The sequence below is a fragment of the Synechococcus sp. R6-10 genome (genome assembly GCF_047461815.1).
GTDB lineage: Bacteria > Cyanobacteriota > Cyanobacteriia > Thermostichales > Thermostichaceae > Thermostichus.
In genome coordinates, this window is sequence record NZ_JANSHW010000480.1 from 1 (window position 1) to 4,516 (window position 4,516).

Annotated in this window: 4 protein-coding genes; all 4 read right to left on the bottom strand. The window is 59.7% G+C overall.

Annotation, left to right across the window (positions count from 1 at the left end; all coding sequences use genetic code 11):
- Positions 1-13 precede the first annotated feature (13 nt).
- Entirely contained in the window at positions 14-631 is a 618-nt protein-coding gene (gene pyrE / locus NW837_RS12500) for an orotate phosphoribosyltransferase (protein ID WP_414331955.1), read from the bottom strand.
- 209 nt (positions 632-840) lie between these two features.
- The gene (locus tag NW837_RS12505) at positions 841-1,206 is read right to left on the bottom strand and encodes a GTP-binding protein (protein ID WP_414331956.1); all 366 of its coding nucleotides are present in this window, start codon (positions 1,204-1,206) and stop codon (positions 841-843) included.
- A gap of 76 nt (positions 1,207-1,282) precedes the next feature.
- A complete protein-coding gene (locus NW837_RS12510) occupies positions 1,283-3,877 on the bottom strand; it encodes a heavy metal translocating P-type ATPase (protein ID WP_414331957.1) in 2,595 nt (864 codons plus the stop codon).
- Positions 3,878-4,036: 159 nt separating this feature from the next.
- On the bottom strand, positions 4,037-4,456 hold the full coding sequence (locus NW837_RS12515) for an aldo/keto reductase (RefSeq protein WP_414331959.1): 420 nt from the start codon (positions 4,454-4,456) through the stop codon (positions 4,037-4,039).
- Between the last annotated feature and the right edge of the window lie 60 nt (positions 4,457-4,516).

The following is a 4,516-nucleotide window of genomic DNA, read 5'->3' on the forward strand; positions in this document are numbered from 1 at the left end:
CCAAGGGGGCAGGCTAGTCCTTTGATTTTCCTGAGGTCAAGGCCCGATGGCAAGCCTGCACTTCTGGAAGGGTGAATAGGCGACGAAAGGCGATCCCTGCTTCGCGGCAGCGATCTTCTGCCCCTTCCAGCCGATCCACCAAAGCCAGGATCCCTTCCGCCCGGTAGCCGGCTGCCCGCACCCGTTCGACAGCCTTCAAAGCAGAACTGCCGGTGGTCACCACATCTTCCAGGATCCACACCCGACTGCCTGCCGGCAACTCCGGCCCCTCGATCCAGGCTTGCGTGCCGTGCCCCTTGGGCTCTTTGCGCACGATCAAGGCGGGTAGGTTGGCGGGTTCAGCATGCAGAGAGGCCAAACTCACCGCCGTCACCAAGGGATCCGCTCCCAGCGTCATCCCAGCCACTGCTTCGGTTTCGGGAGGCAACAGTCGGTGCAGCAGGGATCCCACCCAATAAGCCCCCTGGGGGTGAAGGGTGACCGGTTTGCAGTTGATGTAGTAGGGGCTCTTCTGTCCAGAAGTGAGGGTAAAGGAGCCTTCTCGGTAAGCCAGTTGGGCCAGGAGATATAGCAGTTTCTCCCGCGCTTCCTCTGGGGAAAGGGTCAGGGGAGAGCAATCGAGAAGCAACACAGCAGGGATCCCCTTGGTTCAATAGCTGATGGGAAAGAGCACTCAGGACATTTTATTATCCGGCCAATCTCCACGAAGTCCCACCTTACCCTTCGCAGCGTTTTCCGGCTGCACGAGGGGGATCCCTGTCCCACAAAAGATACGCCTGTGTTGGCTGGGGTCGATGTTGCTAAAAAAAGCTGTAGCCTGCTGGATACCTGAAAATCTGTTCAAACAACCACCTGGGGCATCATTTGCTCAACCAACAGAAGCAACGTGTTGGCAACAGAAGCCGGCTCCTGGGCATTTAAAGTGGTGTGCGGAACTGAACCGTCCTGATTCCCCAAAATTAACAAAATGTCTTCTGGATCCCAGGCATTGGGTTGATCGACGTGGGTGATCCCAATCACGTAGGGGGCGCTCGTCCTGGCCTTCATAAAAGATTGAATGGCTTGGGCATTGCGAAACTGGCCCGGCAGGTGCGCAGGCACCAGAAGAACATAGCCGTGGGCACGCTTAATCAAAATATCCCACATAAAGTTAAAGCGAGACTGGCCGGGAGTGCCGTAGAGATGCAGCCACTTAAGATTTGGCAAAGATATGTAGGGGATTCAGTGAAACTTCTGAAATAGCAATGAACTGTGACAGAAGATTTGCAGGTTTTGATGATTCTTAGCGCGAGTTGTGAGGGGATCCACTGGGTACAAAAGTTCGCCTTAAAAGAAGTGAGTTGAGGATTACACTGAGGGAACTTAAGGCCATGAAGCCCCCGGCAATAGCTGGGCTCAGCCCAATGCCAAAGGCGGGCAAGAGCGCGCCTGCTGCCACCGGGATCCCTACCAGGTTGTAGCCGACAGCCCAGAGGAGATTTTGCTGGATCTTGCGGAAGGTGGCGCGGCTGAGGCGGATAGCTTCCACCACATCCCAGAGGCGGTTGCGCATGAGGATGATATCGGCGGTTTCTAAGGCCGCATCAGTGGCTGAGTGCAGGGCGATGCCCACATCGGCTTGGGCCAAAGCCGGAGCGTCGTTAATGCCATCTCCCACCATGGCAACTCTCTGGCCTTGGGTCTGCAGGTCGCGGATGACTTGAGCTTTGTCTGCCGGGTGAACCTCGGCGATAACGCGGATCCCGGGCACTTGCAGAGCTTCGGCTACCTGCTTGGCCACCTCAGCCCGATCGCCAGTAAGCAGCATCACCTGCAAGCCCATCTTTTGCAGTTGTCGCAGTGTTGCCTGCGCATCAGGCCGCAAGGGATCCTGGGCTGCCAGCAGCCCCACCAAGGATCCCCCTAGAGCCACACCCACCACTGTTTTGCCGGCTGCCAGTAGCGCCTCGGCCTGGGCCTGCGCCTCTGGGGAAATTGGGATCCCCAGAGCAGCCAGACCATCCAGGGATCCCAACACCACTGCCTGCCCTTCCACTTGGGCGGCGACTCCTATCCCCGGTTGGGTTTGAAACTCGCCGGCGGAGAGCAACGGCAAACCCTGGGTGCGGGCGGCTTGCAAAATGGCTTGCGCCAGAGGGTGGCGAGTGCCGCTTTCCACTGTGGCCGCCAGTTGGAGTAGGCGATTGGGATCCAGGGAGGGGTCAAGGCTGAGACAGTCCGTCAGGTGGGGATCCCCTTGGGTGAGGGTGCCGGTTTTGTCGAAGACCACCGTTTGCAAGCGATGGGCTTTCTCCAGAACATCTCCCCCTCGGATGAGCAAGCCCCGCTCGGCTCCCAAGCCAGTACCCACCAGGATGGCCATCGGCGTAGCCAACCCCAAAGCACAGGGGCAGGCCACCACCAAAACGGCAATGGCCATCTTGAGGCTGCTGAGCAGGGGTGTGGGGTGAGGGGGATGGTCGCTCAGATGCAGATGGGAGTGCAGGCTGAACCCCTCCAGGACAAAGTGCTCCGCACCGTCGCTCCCCCAAAGCGGGATCCCAACCCAGTACCAGAACCCAAAGGTGAGAATGGCCAGCGTGACCACCCCATAGGTGAAGTAGCCCGCCACCTGGTCGGCTATCCCTTGGATGGGGGCCTTGCGAGCTTGGGCCTCTTCCACCAGGCGAATGACCTGGGCCAAGGTGGTGTCTTTCCCGGTGCGCGTCGCCCGGCACAGCAGCAACCCCGATTGGTTCAGCGTCCCCGCCACCACCGGATCCCCCACTTGTTTCAGCACCGGCAAGGGTTCCCCCGTCAACATCCCCTCGTTGACCGTGGCCTGGCCGGCAATGACCTCTCCATCCACCGGGATCTGTTCGCCAGCCCGCACCTGCAGCCAATCCCCCACTCGCACCTGTTCGATAGGACACCATTCTCCGGTTTGGGATCCCAGATCCAGGTTCCCCTCTGGGCTGGAAGCCAGAGATCCCGCCTTCTCTGCAGGCTGAACCCGCCGAGCCAAACTGGGACACAAGCTCACCAGCGATTGCAGGCTGCTGGCCGCCCGCAGGCGGCTGTGCTGTTCCAAGGCCCGTCCCAACAGGATGAAGCTGAGCATCATGACGGGCTCGTCGAAAAAGCACTCCCAGCCCACCTGAGGGGCCAACAACCCCGCCAGACTGGCCAGGTAGGCCGATCCGGATCCCAAGGTAACCAAGGTGTTCATGTTGGGGGCCAGCCGCCGCGCCCCTCTCCAACCATCCAGGACAATGCCGCGAGCTGGGCCGACAAAAGTCAAGGTCGCCAAGCCCCAGTGCAGCCAGACATCATTAAGGAGGGGCAAGCCCAGACGGGCGAAGAGATCCAAGTGTCCGGCGGCAGAAATCAGCAGCAAAAAAGCGGCGGTGAGCGCTTGGCGAATGTGGTGTCGGGTCTGCTGTCGCTGCCGAGAGAGGGGATCCGCAGGCACATCCAAGGCTTCTTCCCACCCACCGGGAGGGGAAGAGGGATCTTGAGAGTGCTCCGCACCGCTGACGCGAACGGAACTCCCGCCGGAGAGGGCCTCACCCTCTGAACTGTAGCGGCTGGGAAACCCTGCCTCTGTCAAAATCTGGGCCAGGTGCTGCGGGTCGGGCCGGATCCCAGGGGCAAACTCCACAAGGGCCGACTCGGTAACCAGGTTAACGCTGGCCTTAACCACCCCCGGCTGTCTCAGCAGGGCCTGCTCAACGGTGCGAACGCAGCCGGCACAACTCATGCCCCCCACGTGGAGAATCAGGGATCCCGCCTGAGAAGGCGCTGTGGGCCCATTCTGGTCAGCCGGATCCCTTGGCCTGTCTGCTTTATGGGTCAAAGTGCTCCGCACTGCTGACGCGAATGCATCTGGGATGGCCATCTTTGTTCTCCCGTGGTTGACAGACTCCTGGCCCTACTGGCTGCGGTAGGACAGAGCTCTAAATCTCATTTTTTGCCAAACTCAATCGTAGGACTGGGATCCCGGCAACAAAGTGCTCCCCACCGCTAACGCAAACGGCAAGGGAACAGAAGGCAACAACTAGGCAGCGCGGGCAGGCGGGGACATAAAGCTGGGGGGAATGGACTCGGGAACATACCTTTGCAAAATATCCTCGATGGTCTGCATCGCTTCCGCATCCAACGACCAGCCCCAAAGGCCGGATATTGCCTCCAGATGATAGGGCTTGCGTGCCCCCCACAGCGCCACACTCACCCCCGGTTGATCCAGCAGCCAGCGCACCGCCAACTGGGCCAAGGTCTTGCCATAGCGATCCTGAGCAAACCGGCTCAATGCCTCTGCCGCTTTTAGGTACTGGGAGTAGCGCGGTTCAACAAACTTGGGATCGATCCCGGCGCGCATGTCCCCTGGGGGGAAGGTGGTTTGCGGCGTCATCCGTCCGCTCAGCAGACCTCGGCAGAGGGGACTGTACACCAAAGTGTGAATGCCGTGCTGATACATTTACGCTGAACACTGCTGAACATCACTGTTCAACTATGCAGCGATAGCATTCTGTTTGTT

What these genes read in the sequence shown, in the direction of transcription:
- NW837_RS12510 (WP_414331957.1), bottom strand. Translation starts at nt 3,877, where the DNA reads ATGGCCATCCCAGATGCATTCGCGTCAGCAGTGCGGAGCACTTTGACC.
- NW837_RS12515 (WP_414331959.1), bottom strand. Translation starts at nt 4,456, where the DNA reads ATGTATCAGCACGGCATTCACACTTTGGTGTACAGTCCCCTCTGCCGA.